General features: G+C 70.6%; 15 protein-coding genes and 1 pseudogene. 8 read left to right on the top strand and 8 right to left on the bottom strand.

Features of this window, described 5'->3' with window-relative positions; genetic code table 11:
* Positions 1–43: 43 nt before the first annotated feature.
* Positions 44–1,327 (top strand): hypothetical protein, encoded by a 1,284-nt coding sequence (locus ACFWDI_RS07085; RefSeq protein WP_385301786.1) that lies wholly within the window; start codon positions 44–46, stop codon positions 1,325–1,327.
* A 54-nt stretch (positions 1,328–1,381) separates the two neighbouring features.
* Here ACFWDI_RS07085 and ACFWDI_RS07090 read toward each other — a convergent pair whose 3' ends face one another.
* A complete protein-coding gene (locus ACFWDI_RS07090) occupies positions 1,382–3,052 on the bottom strand; it encodes a serine/threonine-protein kinase (protein ID WP_385301787.1) in 1,671 nt (556 codons plus the stop codon).
* Positions 3,053–3,239: 187 nt separating this feature from the next.
* On the opposite strand from ACFWDI_RS07090, the gene ACFWDI_RS07095 reads away from it, so the two are divergent.
* Positions 3,240–3,731, top strand: coding sequence for a VOC family protein (locus ACFWDI_RS07095; protein WP_385301788.1), 492 nt, complete (start codon positions 3,240–3,242; stop codon positions 3,729–3,731).
* Here ACFWDI_RS07095 and ACFWDI_RS07100 read toward each other — a convergent pair.
* Both ACFWDI_RS07100 and ACFWDI_RS07105 read right to left on the bottom strand, forming a co-directional pair.
* Entirely contained in the window at positions 3,694–4,164 is a 471-nt protein-coding gene (locus ACFWDI_RS07100) for a MarR family winged helix-turn-helix transcriptional regulator (RefSeq protein WP_385301789.1), read from the bottom strand. The two genes, ACFWDI_RS07095 and ACFWDI_RS07100, sit on opposite strands and share 38 nt — an antisense overlap.
* Positions 4,161–4,754 (bottom strand): type 1 glutamine amidotransferase family protein, encoded by a 594-nt coding sequence (locus ACFWDI_RS07105; protein ID WP_385301790.1) that lies wholly within the window; start codon positions 4,752–4,754, stop codon positions 4,161–4,163. Before ACFWDI_RS07105 ends, ACFWDI_RS07100 begins: the two co-directional genes overlap by 4 nt.
* 506 nt (positions 4,755–5,260) lie before the next feature.
* On the opposite strand from ACFWDI_RS07105, the gene ACFWDI_RS07110 reads away from it, so the two are divergent.
* Entirely contained in the window at positions 5,261–6,616 is a 1,356-nt protein-coding gene (locus tag ACFWDI_RS07110; RefSeq protein WP_385301791.1) for an aspartate aminotransferase family protein, read from the top strand.
* A 129-nt stretch (positions 6,617–6,745) separates the two neighbouring features.
* Here the strand turns inward: ACFWDI_RS07110 and ACFWDI_RS07115 are convergent, their stop codons facing one another.
* The 4 genes and pseudogenes from ACFWDI_RS07115 to ACFWDI_RS07130 all read right to left on the bottom strand — a co-directional run bounded on the left by ACFWDI_RS07115 (position 6,746) and on the right by ACFWDI_RS07130 (position 9,073).
* Positions 6,746–7,594, bottom strand: coding sequence for a hypothetical protein (locus ACFWDI_RS07115; protein ID WP_385301792.1), 849 nt, complete (start codon positions 7,592–7,594; stop codon positions 6,746–6,748).
* 34 nt (positions 7,595–7,628) lie between these two features.
* A complete protein-coding gene (locus ACFWDI_RS07120) occupies positions 7,629–8,111 on the bottom strand; it encodes a zinc-binding dehydrogenase (protein ID WP_385301793.1) in 483 nt (160 codons plus the stop codon).
* A 170-nt stretch (positions 8,112–8,281) separates the two neighbouring features.
* Positions 8,282–8,362, bottom strand: a pseudogene (locus ACFWDI_RS07125) (hypothetical protein); the annotation flags it as partial.
* A 252-nt stretch (positions 8,363–8,614) separates the two neighbouring features.
* Entirely contained in the window at positions 8,615–9,073 is a 459-nt protein-coding gene (locus ACFWDI_RS07130; RefSeq protein WP_385301794.1) for a hypothetical protein, read from the bottom strand.
* Between the two features lie 102 nt (positions 9,074–9,175).
* Between ACFWDI_RS07130 and ACFWDI_RS07135 the strand changes: the two genes are divergently transcribed.
* The 4 genes from ACFWDI_RS07135 to ACFWDI_RS07150 all read left to right on the top strand — a co-directional run bounded on the left by ACFWDI_RS07135 (position 9,176) and on the right by ACFWDI_RS07150 (position 14,168).
* Complete coding sequence (locus ACFWDI_RS07135; protein ID WP_385301795.1) at positions 9,176–9,865, top strand: GntR family transcriptional regulator; 690 nt, start codon at positions 9,176–9,178, stop codon at positions 9,863–9,865.
* 20 nt (positions 9,866–9,885) lie between these two features.
* Positions 9,886–12,348: a dolichyl-phosphate beta-glucosyltransferase gene (locus ACFWDI_RS07140; RefSeq protein ID WP_385301954.1), complete on the top strand. Its 2,463-nt coding sequence runs from the start codon at positions 9,886–9,888 to the stop codon at positions 12,346–12,348.
* Positions 12,349–12,450: 102 nt separating this feature from the next.
* Positions 12,451–13,101, top strand: a complete 651-nt coding sequence (locus ACFWDI_RS07145) for a hypothetical protein (protein ID WP_385301796.1) — start codon at positions 12,451–12,453, stop codon at positions 13,099–13,101.
* A 62-nt stretch (positions 13,102–13,163) separates the two neighbouring features.
* Positions 13,164–14,168, top strand: a complete 1,005-nt coding sequence (locus tag ACFWDI_RS07150; RefSeq protein WP_385301797.1) for a class I SAM-dependent methyltransferase — start codon at positions 13,164–13,166, stop codon at positions 14,166–14,168.
* Positions 14,169–14,460: 292 nt separating this feature from the next.
* Here ACFWDI_RS07150 and ACFWDI_RS07155 read toward each other — a convergent pair whose 3' ends face one another.
* Positions 14,461–15,204, bottom strand: coding sequence for an SLATT domain-containing protein (locus ACFWDI_RS07155; protein WP_385301799.1), 744 nt, complete (start codon positions 15,202–15,204; stop codon positions 14,461–14,463).
* 306 nt (positions 15,205–15,510) lie between these two features.
* Here ACFWDI_RS07155 and ACFWDI_RS07160 point away from each other — a divergent pair, with 306 nt between their 5' ends.
* Positions 15,511–15,867, top strand: coding sequence for a YbaB/EbfC family nucleoid-associated protein (locus tag ACFWDI_RS07160; protein WP_385301955.1), 357 nt, complete (start codon positions 15,511–15,513; stop codon positions 15,865–15,867).
* Positions 15,868–15,888 lie beyond the last annotated feature (21 nt).

Genomic DNA, 15,888 nt, shown 5'->3' on the forward strand with positions numbered 1-15,888 from the left:
AGCCGGCGACAGGCCGTCGCCACCCTGTCTAGCGTCCAGCCGCATGGACACCACACGGAGAACCATTCTGCGCGGCATGGCCGCGGCTCCCCTCGTGGCGACGGCCGGCGGGCTCCTGGTACCCGCGACGGCGCGCGCAGCCGCCGCGGCGGAACTGCCGGGAGTCAGGCTCTGGATACGCTCGGGCAGCGTCCCGGAGGGTGGCGGCACGTCCTACCCGGACGCCATCAAGGGGTTGGGCGATGTGGAAAAACTTCCCCACGCCCCCATCAGCCGGGTAATGGGGGATCTCAACAGGGACGGCACGTATCGGAGAAGGCCGGACTGGCCGCGGCAGAATTCGCCCGCGGTGGCGCGTGCGTTCACCTGGCGGCATGACGACTTCATCACCCGGGACTGGCGGCCCCAAGGCATTACCACCGACTACGACGGCCACGGCACCGGCGGAAATGTGGTCCTGGTCTCCTGGTACACGATGAAGAAGGCCGCTCATCAGGCCGCACGCATCAGCTTTGTGGATGTGAGCGGTTCGTCCCGTCCGAAATACCGGCATGTGCTGTTGGTCGAGCCGTACCGGACCGAGGGCGGGCGGTACAGCTTCCGGCCCGTGACCGTGCACGTCGGGGGGATCGCCTGGTACAAGGAGCGGCTGTACGTCGTGGACACCTATCGCGGTCTTCGGGTGTTCAACCTGGACCAGATGTTCCAGGTGGCGACCGGCGGCCCGGCGACGGATCACTGCGGGCTCCACACCGACAACCGCTACTACGGCTACGGCTGCAAGTACGTCCTGCCGCAGAGCCGCGGGTACGACGACATCGAGCCCGAGATCGACAGGATGCGCTACTCCCAGGTGTCGGTCGACCGCACGACCAAGCCGTACGACACGCTGCTGGTGAGCGAGTTCGTCGACAAGAAGGCGGCATCGCCGGAGGCACGGGCGGTGCGGTTCGAGGTCGAGCCCGACTATGGGGCACTGCGGCACGTTGATCCCGCGACGCAGTCGGTGCTCTCGCAGAAGACGTACCGGATCACCAATGGGAAGCAGATCCAGGGCGCGGCCAGCGTCAACGAGACGTTCTACGTCTCCCGCAGCGACGGCCCGTCCGTGTACGGCTACCTGGCCACCGGCCGGGCGGCCGCCACCGATCTGACCGTGCGGACGAGCGGAAGAGTGGTGCGGGGTCCGGAGGACCTGTCCTACGCACAGACCGGCGGGCGACGACTCCTGTGGTCGCTCGGCGAGTACGCGATCGACGACCAGGACCGGGGCACCCGTCCGCGGTCCCCGTACAACAGCCGCTACGTGTACGCGATCAGACTCTGACCGCGTGGTCGGAGGCGGCCGCAGTACGGGATGACGGACCTCGGGGTGTGAGCCTCAGCTCGTCTTCGTGTACGTGAGCGGCGCGCCGCCCGAGCCCACCAGCTCGCGCACGATCGTCGTGTCGTTGGGCATGTTCAGGCGGCTCCACTGGCCCGGTGAGCACTGCTTCGGGTCGCCGAAGGTGACCTGGGTCGGGCCGAGTTCGAGGGGCGGGCCCGGGGCGCGGAGGGTGGCCGACCAGCGGCAGTCGTAGTTCGGGCCGGTGCCCGTCAGGGTCATGACCTGGGTGCCGGTCGAGCCCTGGGTGATCGTCATGGTGCGGACGTTGGTGCCGTCGGCGGTGTCGAAGGAGGCCCGCCAGGTGCCGACGTACTCCTGCGGGACGCCGCCGGTCCCGGTGCCGGGATCGGTCGGGGGTGTGGTGGCGGGGGTCGTCGGCGACGAGGCCTGCGGCGAGGGGGACTTCGAGGCCGGCGGCGTGGAGTGGCCGGCACCGGTGTGCTTGCCGTCGTCGCCCATGAACGCGTACACCGAGCCGCCCGCCAGGACCGCGACCAGCAGGGCCACCGAGACGAGGGCTATGGTGCCGCCCTTCCTGCTGGGCGCGGGCGGGGGTGCGTACGGAGCCGGGGCGGGGAGGTACGGGGCCTGGGCGGGGACGTTGTACGGGTAGCCGTACCCGTACGCCGGGGGTGGGGTCGGCGGAGGCGTGGGCCGCGGCATCGGGGGCTTCGGGGCGGACGCGGTCATCGTCGGCGGCTGTTCCGGGGCCGGGGCCGGGGCCGGAACCGGAGGCGCGGCCGGTGCGGGAGCAGCCGGGGCCGCCGGCTGCTCCACCTCCAGCAACTGCACCGCATGGCGGCCGAGTTGGGCGATCAGCGCTCCGGGCAGCCAGGGCTCGCCGTCCGCGTCGGAGGTCGTACGCTCCAGGATCCGCGCGAGCGTCGGGCGGGCCTCGGGGTCCTTGTTGAGGCAGTCGCGTACGAGCTCGAGCAGGCCCTCCGGAAGGCCGGCCAGGTCCGGTTCCTCCTGAGCGATACGGAACATCAGCGCGTGCACACCGCTGTCGGCCGAGCCGAACGGGAGGCGGCCCGTCGCCGCGTACGCGAGGACGGAGCCGAGGCAGAAGATGTCGCAGGCGGTGGTGACGCGGTCGCCGCGTACCTGCTCGGGAGCCATGAAGCCGGGCGAGCCGACGAGCGCGCCGGTGCGGGTGAGACCGCCGTCGGTGACCGTTTCCAGGGCGCGGGCTATGCCGAAGTCGATGACGCGGGGGCCGTCGATCGTGATCAGGATGTTGGACGGCTTGAGGTCGCGGTGGATGAGGTCGGCGCCGTGGATGTTCTCGAGTGCGTGCGCGAGGCCGGTCGCGAGGATGCGGACGGAGCGCTCCGGGAGCGGGCCGTGGTCGCCGGAGACGACGCTGTGGAGCGCGGGTCCGGCGATGTAGCCGGTGGCGACCCAGGGGACGGGGGCCTCGGTGTCGGCGTCGAGCACGGGTGCGGTCCACTCGCCGCCGACGCGCAGGGCCGCGCGTACTTCCTGGCGGAAGCGGCTGCGGAACTCCTCCTGAACGGCGAGCTCCTGGCGTACGAGCTTGACGGCGACGGTGCGGCCGCGGTCGTTGCGCGCGAGGTAGACCTGGCCCATGCCGCCCGCGCCGAGCCGGGCCAGCAGCCGGTACTCGCCGATGTGCCGTGGATCTCCCGGTGCCAGTGGCTCCATCGCCGCGCGCCCTTCCCCCGTGCCGGACATGCTTCGTGCCGGACCTGCTTCGTGCCGGACGTGCTTCCGTTCCGACGGATCGAGAATAGTGCGCGCGGAGGTGGCCCTTATAGGTCAGGATCTGACCTCATTGACCCCTACCGTCGGACTCACGAACGCAACCCCCCCTACGCGCGAGGAGACTGTCATGACCGTCAAGCCGGTTCCCGAGGGCTACTCCAGCGTCACGCCGTGGATCATTTCGCAGGACACGGCCGGTGTCATCGACTATCTGAAAGCTGCCTTCGGGGCGGTGGAGCTGGGCCGGATGACCAGCGAGGACGGGCGCATCGGGCATGCGGAGATACGGATCGGGGACGCGGTGGTCATGCTGTTCGACGCGGCGCGCGCCGACTGGCCGCCGACGCCGGCGTTTCTGCGGCTGTACGTCGAGGACGCGGACGCGGTGCACCGGCGGGCGGTGGAGTGCGGCGGCGAATCGGTGACCGAGGTGACGCACCTCTTCTTCGGGGACCGGGTCGGACGGGTGCGGGACCCGTTCGGGAACCTGTGGTGGATCCAGACGCACGTCGAGGATGTGAGCGAGGCGGAGATGGCGCGTCGCCTCGGGGATCCGGTGTTCACCGAGGCGATGGACTACCTCACGAGTGCGGACTTTTTTCCTGGGACTGCGAACTGATGCTGTCGAGAGCTTTGGAGAGCGCCTCGAGCACTCGCGCCGTCTCGGCGAACTGCTCGGGGCCGAGGGCGTCGGCGAGGCGGGCCGCCAGTTCCGCGTGACCGGGGTCGATCTTCGCGATCGCGGCGCGGCCTTCGTCGGTGGGGCGGAGCAGTTTGGCGCGGCGATGGGCGGGGTTGGGTTCGTACGCGGCGAGACCACGCTCGACGAGCAGATCGGCGATCCGCTGCACGCTCTGACGGGTGATGCCCATGTCGCGGGCGATCCCGGCGACGGGCAGCGGATCGCGCAGTACGGCTCCGAGGACCTGCCACCAGGCGGCGGTCAGCCCGGCCGGCTTCGCCAACTCATCGGACACGGCGAGGAATTGGCCGTTCAGCCGGAAGACGCCGAGCGCGGTCCGGCTGAGCAGGTCCTGCTGTTCGCGGCTCATGAGTTCAGGACTTCGAAGGCGGACGCGTCCGAGTCGTGGAACAGCCGGTACCAGGCGCCCAGTTTCTCGCCCTCGTACACGCCGAGCCGTGCGAAGACCTCGCGGGCGAAGGCGACGGGCTCGGTCGGCCCTGCGGTGATCAGATCCCCGTCAGTGACGGCGTCGGTGTCGCGGTAGTGCTCGCCGCCCTTGTAGCCGGTGGCGTCGAGGTAGAAGGAGACGGCGCTGGTGTGCTCGCGATCGTCGAGCAGCCCTTCGCGGGCGAGCCCGGCGGTGGCACCGCAGATGGCGGCGACGGGCACTCCGGCATTGAGGAACTCACGCGCCTTGGCGGCGAAGGGGGCGAGATCGTCACCGGTGTCCCAGAGGTGCGCGCCGGTGAGGATGAGCAGGGCGCTGTCCTCGGGCCGCAGGTCGGCGAGCGCGAGATCGGGCTGGATCCGGACGCCGCCCATGGTGGTGACGGGGTCGGTGGTGAGCCCGACGGTCCGCACGGTGAAGCCGTTCTGGGTGAGGTGGGCGGTGGTGTGGCCCGTCTCCCAGTCGGCGTAGGTGTCGTACACGGCGAGATGAACGGTGCGGGGGTTCATGGCGTCCTCCTTGGCCTGGTGACAGCAGCCTGTCATGTCGACAGCATGCTGTCAATAGGCCCGGTCCGAAGCCGGCGATGGTCCGTCCGGCCTCAGGTCGGGGCTCCGCCCCGAACCACGCGCCTCAATCGCCGGCGGGGCTTGATTTCGGGGCTCCGCCCCGAACACCGCGCCTCAATCGCCGGTGAGGCTGGTTTTCCGCCGGTCGGCCTGAATGTTCGGGCCGACCGGCGGAAATTCAAGCCCGTCCGGCGATTGAGGACATGCGGCCGAAGGTCGCATACGGGGTCTGGGGGCTTGCCCCCAGTGCGGGAAGGGGCGGGTAGGGGAACAGGCCCGCCGCAGGCGCACCCGCACCCGCCGGACCGGGTCCGCACCCGCGCCCGCCGACCGGGTCCGCGGCCCGACCCAGTCGTCCCGGACCCGACACACTGCCCAGGAACCCGGCCCAGGCCATACACCGTGGCCATGTCCGCCCCCACCCGCGCGTCTCTACCCTTGCCCGCATGACCCCTCATCCCGACCCCCAGGCCGGCGCGGCCGTGAAGGCCGCAGACCGTGCGCATGTGTTCCACTCCTGGTCCGCCCAGGGCCTGATCGACCCGCTCGCCGTCGCCGGTGCCGAGGGCTCGTACTTCTGGGACTACGACGGAAACCGCTACCTCGACTTCACCAGCGGCCTCGTCTTCACCAACATCGGCTACCAGCACCCCAAGGTCGTCGCCGCGATCCAGGAGCAGGCCGGCAAGCTCGCCACCTTCGCTCCCGCCTTCGCCGTCGAGGCCCGCTCCGAGGCCGCACGCCTCATCGCCGAGCGGACCCCCGGCGACCTCGACAAGATCTTCTTCACCAACGGCGGCGCCGAGGCCGTCGAGAACGCCGTCCGGATGGCCCGGCTGCACACGGGCCGCCCCAAGGTGCTCTCCGCCTACCGCTCGTACCACGGCGGCACCGCGACCGCGATCAACATCACGGGCGACCCGCGCCGCTGGGCCAACGACAACGGCACCGCCGGTGTCGTGCGCTTCTGGGCGCCGTTCCTCTACCGCTCGCGGTTCTACTCCGAGACAGCAGAGCAGGAGTCCGCCCGCGCGCTCCAGCACCTCGAGGACACCATCACCTTCGAGGGGCCGCAGACCATCGCAGCGATCATCCTGGAGACCATCCCGGGCACGGCCGGCATCATGACGCCGCCGCCCGGCTATCTCGCGGGTGTCCGCGAGATCTGCGACCGGTACGGCATCGTGTTCGTGCTCGACGAGGTCATGGCGGGCTTCGGCCGTACGGGCAAGTGGTTCGCCGCCGAGCACTTCGGCGTCACGCCCGACCTGCTGACCTTCGCCAAGGGAGTCAACTCCGGTTATGTACCGCTCGGCGGCGTCGCGATCTCCGCCGAGATCGCCGCGACCTTCGACAAGCGCCCCTACCCGGGCGGACTCACCTACTCCGGCCACCCGCTGGCCTGCGCCGCAGCCGTCGCCACCATCCAGGTCATGGAGGACGAGAAGGTCGTCGAGAACGCGGCCCACATCGGTGAGAGAGTCCTCGGGCCGGGGCTGCGGGAGCTCGCTGAGCGTCACCCGTCGGTCGGCGAGGTGCGCGGTACGGGCGTGTTCTGGGCGCTGGACCTGGTCAAGGACCGGGAGACGCGCGAGCCGCTGGTGCCGTACAACCCCGCGGGCGAGGCGAACGCGCCGATGGCCGCCTTCGCCGCAGCGTGCAAGAAGAACGGCCTGTGGCCGTTCGTCAACATGAACCGGACGCACGCGGTGCCGCCGTGCAACGTGACGGAGGCGGAGGCCAAGGAGGGTCTGGCCGCGCTGGACGCGGCGCTGTCGGTCGCCGACGAGCACACGGCGTAGCCCCAAGGGGTGCTGCGCCCATGCCTGGGTGAGGGAAGCGCGGAGGTGGCGGCGCTGACGCACGTGTGCCGTGTCCGGGGGACCGGACACGGCACACATCAAGAAGCCAGGCGGCTTCAGAGTGTGGGACTACTTCAGGCCCTTGGCTCTGTTCACAGAGGCCAGCGCGAACGGGGGGCCGAACGCGCCGCAGGTGGGAGGGTTACCTGCGATGATCGCCGCGTTGCACTCGGCTTCCTGGAGGATGTCGCTGTCGACCTGTGCGATCGTGACGTAGAAGTCCGGAGTGACGGAATCCGTGTCGGCGGGCCCCGCGTGGACGGCGATGCCACAGGCGTTCGCCGGGACATCAGTGAGCTCGACGAAGGCGTATGTACCGCCGGCCGCGGGCCGCTGGCCCACGAAGATCTGCTTATCGGGGGTGAGTTGGGCGATGAACTGGTAGGCCGGAGTCGTCACGGCATCCACTTCTGAGCACGACGCCGTATTTGTCGGACCTTCCGGCCCTGTCGGCCCTGTCGCTCCGTCAGCTCCGTCTGCTCCGGTCGCTCCGGTGGCGCCGTCCTCGCCTGCGGGGCCGGTCGATCCGGTGACGCCGTCCTCGCCTGCGGGGCCGGTCGGGCCCGTCACTCCGTCAGCCCCGTCTGCTCCGTCTGCTCCGGTCGGTCCGGTGGCGCCGTCCTCGCCTGCGGGGCCGGTCGGGCCGGTCGGTCCGGTGGCGCCGTTCTTGCCCTTGCACTTGTCTCCGCCGCCGCGCTCCACCACCAAGCCGGAGGCGGTGTCGTAGGTGATCCTTTCGCACCTGTCGCTCGCGGACACGGGTGCCAGGTTCGCCCGGGGGCTCGACGCCGTCGCCATCGCCGGGTTGCTGAGGCCCACCATCACGAGGGCCAGCGATGCCATGGCGCCGCCGGTGAGCAGCTTGGTCCGCTGGGGAAACGGGCCGAGGCCGGACCCGCTCCTGCTCTTGGGGCTCATGAAGCGTCCCACTTTCTCTAGGTGTTCGAACCGATCACTCGAAGCTCGGTGGACCCAGTCGAAGCACCTGCGGCCCTCCTACCAGCATGATTCGGTCGCGTCCGCAACCGGAGCGGGAGGCGCGCTCGGTGATCAACACATTGGCTGAGCGCAGTCGGTCCGATGGGGCTACGTACCGGCGCGTCACATCGGTACCGGCGAAACGTGGCCTACTGGCGCGCGCATACACGCGCGGATCGCCGAGCTCGTGGGCCTTCCCCCGCTTCCTCCATCGGCAGCACACAGTCTCGACGTGCACCCGCAGACGGCGCGCCTCGATCAGCGCCGCGATCTCCTTCGGGCCGGAGTTGTCCGGCTCGACGATGGTGAACCCGGCGCGCAGGCCCCGCTGTTCAGCCTCCTCGGCCAGATACACCTCCGCCGGTGAGGCGATGGAGACCAGGATGCCCCCGGGCCGCAGCGTCGCGAGCGAACGCGGCCCGTACTCGCCGCCGATGGTGTCCAGCACGACGTCCATGTCCCGCGCGGCCGCAGCGAAGTCGGTCTGCAGGCAGTCGATGACCTGGGCCCGGTGGCCGGAGCGGACTTCGTCGTGAACTCCGCGTGTGCGCCCGCCGGTTGGGGCAGCAGCGGCATGCCGAACACCTCGTCGCCGGGCCGGTACACGGTGACGCCCAGTCCGGTCTTCTCGACCACGCCGGAGACGTCCCAGCCGAGTGGGACCGGGCCGTCGTTCAGCAGGCCGCCGGTGGCGCGGTGCCACCACATGGCGGCGGCGATCGGGGTGTCACCGATGGCGTACCGGCGGACGTTCCGCACGCAGGAGCACTCTGCCGAGCTGCTCAGCAGGTAGAGCGGTACGGCACGGTCGGCAGGTACGTGTGTGGACGCGCCCGCGGAGATCCGTGCCCGGATGCCGGCGAGCCGCTGGACGCGTCGCCGGCGGTTGCCGACGAGCACGTGGTGTCGTAAGCCGACCCGTCCGGCCTCGGGGCGGGGCTCCGCCCCGGACCCCGCGCCTCAATCACCGGCGGGGCTGAGATTCGGCCCCGCCGGCTCCACCTCCAGGAACCGGCGGCGCCGCGGTCCCCGGTACAGCAGCGCCTCCCAACCCAGACGGCCCAAGGTCTCCGCGCACTCGGTCAGCCTGCTCTCCTCCTCCTGGGGCGCCCCGCTGCCCGGCGGGCCCAGCCAGTCCACGCAGACCATGCGCGGGCGCTCGGAGGCGCGCACGCGGTAGCCCGTCGCCGCCCGCGCGCCCGAGGTGTCCACTGCGGAGGCCGGGACGCCCGCCGCCTCCAGCGCCAGGGCGACCGCGCGCACCATCTGGTTGAGCTCCCAGGCCGCCGGTGCGGTGTTCGTCACGCGGCGGATCTGCAGCAGGCCCTCGAAGGCGACCCGTACCTCAGCTGTCCTTTCCCGCTCGGTCAGGGCGGACAGCAGGCCGTCGCCGGTGGCCGCCTCGAAGACGTCAGCCACGCATACCTCCCCTTCCCGGCACCGTCAGGACCGTACTCCCGCGCCCGGTGCAGCACCCCTGGCCTATCGTGTCCGGGACCCCTGGTGAAGGAGAAGGCCACGATGCGCGGTACCAGCAGCAGTACCGCTGTCACCCGCAACACCCTGCGGCAACAGATCGCGGACGCGCTGCGTGACGAGGTGCTTGCGGGGCGTTTGCAGCCCGGACAGGAATTCACCGTCAAGCAGATCGCCGAGCAGTACGGCGTCTCCGCGACCCCTGTCAGGGAAGCCCTCGTCGACCTCTCCGCCCAGGGGCTGCTCGACTCCGACCAGCACCGGGGCTTCAAAGTGCACCAGTTCTCGGTCGACGACTACCGGGGCATGGTCGAGGCGCGTTCGCTGATCGTGGACGGCATCTTCCGCCGTGTCGCCGTGCGCGGCTCGGGCGGCTCGGGCGGAGTGCACGGCCAGTCGCTGGTGTCCGTACGCCGCCGGGCCGAGGAGGCCGCCCGCGCGGCGCGCGTCGGGGACCTGGACATCCTCATCGGATACGACCTGCGCTTCTGGCGCGAGCTCAGCTCGATCGTCGCCAACCGCTACATCTCCGACTTCCTGCACCGGCTGCGGGTCCAGGCCTGGGTGTTCGCCGTCCCGTATCTGCGGGGCGACGCGCAGGTGCGGGACTGGCTGTGGAACGGGCACGAGGACCTGGTGAACGCCGTCACCACCGGCGACGCCGACTCCGTGCGCGTGGTCATCGGCGCGTACAACGACCATGCGCTCGCGTGGGCGGATCGGCTGGAGCGGTGAGCTCGGACGGGGGCGTGGGCATGAGCGCGGAGGCGAGCGCCGGTGACGGCGTGGACCTGAGCGTCGTCGTTCCGGCGTACAACGAGGAGGGCCGGCTGCGGCCCACCCTGGACGCGATCTGCGCGCATCTGCGCGCGGAACCCGGCCGCTGGGGCAACTGGGAGCTGATCGTCGTCGACGACGGCTCGTCCGACGCAACCGCGAAGATCGCCCAGGAGGCCGCTGCCGAGGAGCAGCGCATCCACCTGGTCTCCAGTGACGGCAACCGCGGCAAGGGCAGCGCCCTGCGCCTTGGGGTGCTCGCCTCGTACGGCCGGCGCGTCCTGATCACCGACGCGGACCTCGCGACGCCCATCGAGGAGCTGGACCGGCTCGACAAGCAGCTCGCGGCCGAGGACAGCGCGGCGGCGATCGGCTCGCGCGCACACCCCGACTCCCGTATCGAGGTGCACCAGCGGCGGATGCGTGAATGGCTCGGGCGGATGGGCAACCGGCTCATACGTGCCGTCGCCGTCTCCGGCATCCACGACACCCAGTGCGGCTTCAAGCTCTTCGACGGAGACAAGGCGCGCGCTGCCTTCGCCGATTCGCGGCTCGACGGATGGGGCATCGACGTCGAGATTCTGCGGTTCTTCCGGCGCCAGGGCTGGCGGGTCACGGAGGTCCCGGTGCGCTGGTCGCACCAGGCGGGCTCCAAGGTCAGACCGCTGGACTACGGAAAGGTGCTGCTGGAGCTGCTGCGGCTGCGCGCGCGTGCCGTACGGCGGGTGGACCTCGCCGTCACCGGGCTCTTCCTCCTCGCCTCCGTACTGCTCTACAAGGGGCTGTGGACCGACCTCGACCGCGGCTACCTCGCCGACGCCGGGCAGGACCAGAACCAGTGGGAGTGGTTCTTCGCGGTCACCGCCGACAATGTCGCGCATCTGCGGAATCCACTGTTCACGACCCTGCAGGGCTATCCCGACGGTGTGAACCTGATGGCGAACACCGTCATGCTCGGGTTCTCCGTCCCGCTCACGCCGGTGACCCTGCTCCTCGGGCCGACGGTCACCTGGGCGCTGGTGCTCACGCTCGGGCTCGCCGCGACCGCCACCGCCTGGTACTGGCTGATCGCCCGGCGGCTGGTGAAGAACCGGTGGGCGGCCGCCGTCGGCGGAGGCTTCGCGGCCTTCGCGCCGCCGATGATCTCGCACGGCAACGCGCACCCCAACTTCCTTGTGCTCTTCATGATCCCGCTGATCATCGACCGGGCGCTGCGGCTGTGCGAGGGCCGCAATGTCGTACGCGACGGGGTCCTGCTCGGGCTGTTCGCGACGTACCAGATCTTCCTCGGCGAGGAGCCGCTGCTGCTCGCGTCGATCGGCATGCTGCTCTTCGCGCTCTCGTACGCGCTCCTGCGCCGCGATGTGGCACGGGCGGCCCTGCGGCCGCTGCTGCGTGGGCTCGGTGTCGCGGCCGTGGTCTGTCTGCCGCTGATCGCCTTCCCGCTGGGCTGGCAGTTCTTCGGCCCGCAGAGCTACAAGAGCGTGCTGCACGGCGACAACGCGGGCAACAGCCCGCTCGCCTTCCTGGAGTTCGCGGGCCGTTCGCTGCTGGGCTCCGACGCGGGCGCGGACCCGCTCGCGATGAACCGCACCGAGCAGAACGCCTTCTTCGGCTGGCCGCTGATCGCGCTGGCGGCGGCGATCGTGGTGCGGCTGTGGCGGCACGCGGCGGTCAAGGCGCTGGCGTTCACCGGCCTCGCCGCGGCGTTGCTGTCGCTCGGACCCAAGTTCCGTATCCCGTACACGGACACCGTGCTGACGGGCCCGTGGCGGGCGCTGGCGCATCAGCCGCTCTTCGAGTCGGTCATCGAGTCGCGGGTCGCGATGATCTGCGCGCCGGTGCTCGGCGTGCTGATCGCTCTGGCCGCGGACCGGCTGGTGGCCACACGGGAGCTCGTGCACCAGGTGGTGGGTCTCGCGGCGGTGGCGGCGGCCCTGCTGCCGGTACTGCCGACGCCGTATCCGGTGCGGGAGCGGCCCGAGGTCCCGGCGTTCATCACGGAGGGGATGTACCGCGCGTACGTCTCCGAGGGCGAATCGGTGGTCACCGTGCCGCTGCCGTATCCCGGCAGCGCGGAGGCGCTGCACTGGCAGTCGGCCACCGGGCTCGGCTTCTCGGTCGCCGGCGGCTACTTCAACGGGCCGTGGGGACCGGACCGTATCGGTATCTACGGCGCGACGCCCCGCCACACCTCCAACCTCCTCAACGATGTCCGCAACAGCGGGCGCGTCCCGGTGCTCGGCCCCAACTGGCAGGCGCAGGCGCGCGCCGATCTCGCGGCGTGGAAGGCGGGCGTGGTGGTGCTGGAGCCGCAGTACAACGACGGGGCGCTGTATGCGACCGTGGAGAAACTCCTCGGGCAGCCGGGGAAGCGGGTGGGCGGAGTGTGGGTATGGGATGTGCAGGACCCGAAGAATTCCGTTCGGACGGGCAGTTGAGCGGCACCCTTCGCCGAATGTATCCGTGGCATTACGCTGTCCCGACCATCGCACGACCGCGCCCTATGCCGTGCCCGATCCCGTTGGAGAGCGAGCCTTCCCTTGGCCTGTGACCTGTGGCTGGTGCCCCTCGTCGATGTGCTGTGTCACAGCCCCGACAATCCCTTCGCCGAAGAGATCGCGTCCTACGACAAGGCCCTCACCGATGCCGGCCTGCCCACGGTCCCCGTCTTCGCCTATATGCCGGGACTGTCGGGTGATGTGGCGCCGGTCGCGGGCTTCGACTACGACGCGTTGCACTTCCTGCGTCGCGCGTATCTGCTGCAGCTGTGCGGTCTCGCGGTGACGCCGGTGGACGAACTGGGCGGTGACTACGAGCAGTTGCTGGAGATGTTCGAGTCGACGGCCCAGCAGTCGCATCTGGTCTGGCACTACGACCACGCGGGCGCGTACGTCCCCGTGGACTTCGGCTCGCCGCTGTCCAACGACGAACTGCTGGCGGGCGGCGGCCCGTTGGGCTCCACCCAGGGTCTGCTGCGGGAACTGGAGTATGTCGCGCCGTCGATCGGCATCGACCCGGCGAACCCGCCGGAGGCGCCGCAGCCGCCGGACCGTCCCACCTCGCTGGAGGAGCCGGCGGGCCCGATTCCGTACGACGAGAGCCCGTTCGCGCGGGAGCGGCATGTGTGGCTGGGGCTGCATGCGGCGGCGACGCGGAGCCTCGGCCAGGGCTCAATGATCATTTTCAGCTGACGCACATCCGTTGAATGCGCGGCCTTAAGCTCCGGGACATCTCGGCCCGGTAGGACCGGGGCATGTCACAGACGAGTACTCCGGCACAGTCCCCCGCGGTGGCGACCGCGGGGGAGCACGTGGACGAGACCGCGGACCAGACCGCGAAGGAGACTGTGGAAGAACTTCCCAGGCCGACACGTTTCGCGGACGTCAAGGGCTGGTTCTGGCCCGCCGACCAACTGCTCTTCGACTGGTTCCTGACCCATCAGCGGGACACGGATCCGGACGGCCGCGGAGATCTGCTCGAGCTCGGCGCGTATCTGGGCAAGAGCGCGATCTTCGTGGGCGGGTATCTGCGGGACGGGGAGGAGTTCACGGTCTGCGACCTCTGGGACTCCCCGGCGCCGGACGATCCCAACAGCGCGGAGATGGGCCGGTCGTACTCGACGCTCACGCGTCGCGCCTTCGCGGCGAACTACCTGTCGTTCCACGACGCGCTGCCGACGCTGGTGCAGGCCCCGACCTCGGTGATCACCTCCCGGGTCAGCCCGGGCAGCTGCCGCTTCGTGCACGTCGACGCCTCGCATCTGTACGAGCATGTCCACGGCGACATCGAGGCGGCGCGGGAGCTGCTGCAGCCCGAGGGCATCGTGGCGTTCGACGACTTCCGTGCCGAGCACTGTCCGGGCGTCTCGGCGGCGGTGTGGGGCGCCGTGCCCACGACGGGCCTGAAGCCGATCTGCATCACGGGCACAAAGCTGTACGGCACGTGGGGCGACCCTGCGCCGGTGCGGGAGGCGCTGCTGGCGTGGCTGGAGACGCGCGAGGACCTCTGGCACGGGGTGGAGGAGGTGGCGGGCCGCCCGCTGATCCGGATCAAGGGCACGAAGGCGCAGGTGCCGGAGCAGCCGCGATCCCGCCATGAGCCGGAGCCGGATTCGACGCCCGCGCCGACCCCCGAGCCGCGCGTGCCCGCGGCAACCACGCCTCCGCGCCCGCCCCACGCCCGCTCCCGCACCCGGCGCCTGGTCAGGGACCTGCTCCCGCCGATCCTGACCCGAGCGATCGCGGCCCGAAGGAAGTGAAAATCAGCCCGCCCGGCGTTTGAGGGCATGGCCCGCACGGCTGGGGCGCGGCTGAATTTCAGCCCGTCCGGCGATTGAGGACAACGCCCGCCCGGCAGGGGCTCCGCACCCGCAGGGCCCCGCACCACAGGCGCCCCCCACCCGCAGGGACCCCGCACCGCTGGGGCGCGGCTGAATTTCAGCCCGTCCGGCGATTGAGGACAACGCCCGCCCGGCAGGGGCTCCGCACCCGCAGGGGTCCCGCACCGCAGGCGCCCCACACCCGCAGGGACCCCGCACCCCCCGCCCCACCTCACCGCGGCGTCTCCGGCGGCCGCTGCCGCGGCATGTTCGGCCGCGTGCCCGGCGGCAACGGCACCCGTCCAGGTCCCGGCGTCGGCCCCGTGTCCGGCCGTACCGCGCCCGGGCTCATCGACTGCATCGCCGGCGGCGCCGGGACGCCCGGGCGGAACTCCACCATCCAGTTCGCCGTCTCCGACCGCACCAGCTCCGTGATGTCCTCCGAGAACCGGCGCAGCACCCCGAGGCACCGCTCCGCCGCCTCGCTCGCCGTGCCCTCCGTAGGGCCCAGCACCTCTCGTACGGACTCCGACGCCCAGTCGAACTGCAGCGCCTGAAGCCTGCGCTGCACCGCCTGTGCCGTCGCGACATTCCTTATCCAGCCGGAGGTCAGCCCGAAATGCCGGTCGCAGGCCAGGCACGCCGCCCCCAGCAGCAGCGACAGATACCCCCAGCCCGCGACGTCGGCCAGCGCGGCCGTCAGGTCTAGGAGGACGAGCGCCGCCCCGCCGATCACGCCCAGAGCCGTACCGATCCGCAGCACACGCGCCGTGCGCCGCTTCCACACGCGCTCCGCCAGGTACCACTCCGCCGTACGCAGCCCCGTCGCCTCGACCCATCTGTAGAGCTCGTCGAGGCGCTCCGCCGGCTCTCCCCAGTCGCCGAGCGGAAACGGCATTCCAGTCAGATCACCGCGCGGCGCCTCGCCGCGCTCCTCCCGGGCCGGCCCCCCGGGCTGCATCTCCGGCTGGCTCACCCTTGCACTCCTCTACGACCGACAACGGACGCGACAACAGACGCGACGACTGACGTAACACTGCGTGACGTAACGGTGCGCGCGTGCATCCTGATGTGCACGACCTTCCTACCGCCGAATGGTGGGCTGTGCTCCGAAAAGCCCGGTATTTCCGCCCGCAAGAGGGTCTTGATCCCTAAGGGCGCTCCACCCCACTCGCTCGAAAATCACTCGAAAGAGTTGGTCATCGCAGGGTGGGGCAGGCCGCCCGGTGACCACGTAGGCTCGGCGTACCGAACAATCGTCGTCGAAATGCCAGGAGTGACCGTGATTCCCGGTGGTGGCCAGCCGAATATGCAGCAGCTCCTCCAGCAGGCCCAGAAGATGCAGCAGGATCTCGCAAAGGCCCAGGAAGAACTGGCGCAGACCGAGGTCGAGGGCCAGGCGGGCGGCGGCCTGGTGAAGGCCACCGTCACCGGATCCGGCGAGCTGCGCAACCTCGTCATCGACCCCAAGGCCGTCGATCCCGAGACTGCGTCCTCTTTGCAAGAGCTTGGCGAGACCCTCGCGGACCTCGTTGTCGCCGCCGTCCAGGCCGCGAACGAGAACGCGCAGCAGCTGCAGCAGCAGAAGCTCGGCCCGCTCGCCCAGGGTCTGGGCGGCATGCCGGGCCTGCCCTTCTAAGGGCGCCGCCCACCAACTACC

Origin of the sequence: Streptomyces sp. NPDC060064, assembly GCF_042736455.1 — a bacterium.
GTDB lineage: Bacteria > Actinomycetota > Actinomycetes > Streptomycetales > Streptomycetaceae > Streptomyces.